Annotated in this window: 1 protein-coding gene; it reads left to right on the forward strand. The window is 51.9% G+C overall.

The window, feature by feature from the left end; translation table 11 throughout:
- Positions 1-110: 110 nt before the first annotated feature.
- Positions 111-863 (forward strand): class I SAM-dependent methyltransferase, encoded by a 753-nt coding sequence (locus ACTHUM_RS15365; RefSeq protein WP_440403335.1) that lies wholly within the window; start codon positions 111-113, stop codon positions 861-863.
- The last annotated feature ends 91 nt before the right edge of the window (positions 864-954 follow it).

Here is a 954-nt window from a genome sequence, read left to right on the forward strand (position 1 = left end):
GTGTATAATAGACAGGCTTCCGCTCTATGCGCTACCGCATGGAACGCTTGGACATCAATTAAAACGTTCAGACGGCCTGAATTTTCAAGGCCGTCTGAAACATAAGCCTTATGTACAAGATTTATTTTGACGAAACCGCATCCGCCGAACTTCGCAGCCTTGCCGAGCCGTTCGGGCTGACCGTTATCGACCGACAGCCTGAAGAAGGCAGTTTCCTTATTGCTGACGAAAGCGGCATCAGCTTGTGCCGCTCCGGTGAAAAAGGCCGTGTCCGCGTTGATTTTGATGGCGGTACCGCCCATTATCGGCGTACTAAAGGCGGAGGCGAGTTGATTGCCAAAGCCGTCAACCACACTGCGCAACCGACTGTCTGGGACGCTACCGGCGGACTGGGACGCGACAGTTTTGTGCTTGCCTCGTTGGGTTTGAATGTACAAACTTTTGAACAAAATCCTGCCGTTGCCTGTCTACTTTCAGACGGCCTCAACAGGGCAGGGCAAAGTGAAGAGGCACGGGAGATTGCCCAACGCATTACTTTGCATTTCGGCAATTCCGTTGATTTGATGCAGAAATTGGCTACTCAAAACGGCAGGCCCGATGTGGTGTACCTCGACCCGATGTATCCGGAGCGCCGCAAAACCGCCGCCGTGAAAAAAGAAATGTCCTATTTCCACGACTTGGTCGGCGCAGCTCAAGACGAAGCAGAGCTTCTGGACACAGCGTTGAATACTGCCAAAAAGCGCATTGTCGTCAAACGCCCGCGCTTGGGCGAATTTCTCGACGGGCGCAAACCTGCTTATCAATACACAGGCAAAAGCACGCGTTTTGACGTTTACCTTCCGACAAGGCCGTCTGAAGACTAGAAGCAAACTTGCAACATATCAAAAGAAACCGCCGGCGTTATCAGCGCGGCGGCAAAGTGTGATATAAATACCCTTTCCCAAACTTCATTGG

It is taken from the genome of Neisseria sp. P0021.S006 (assembly GCF_051956895.1).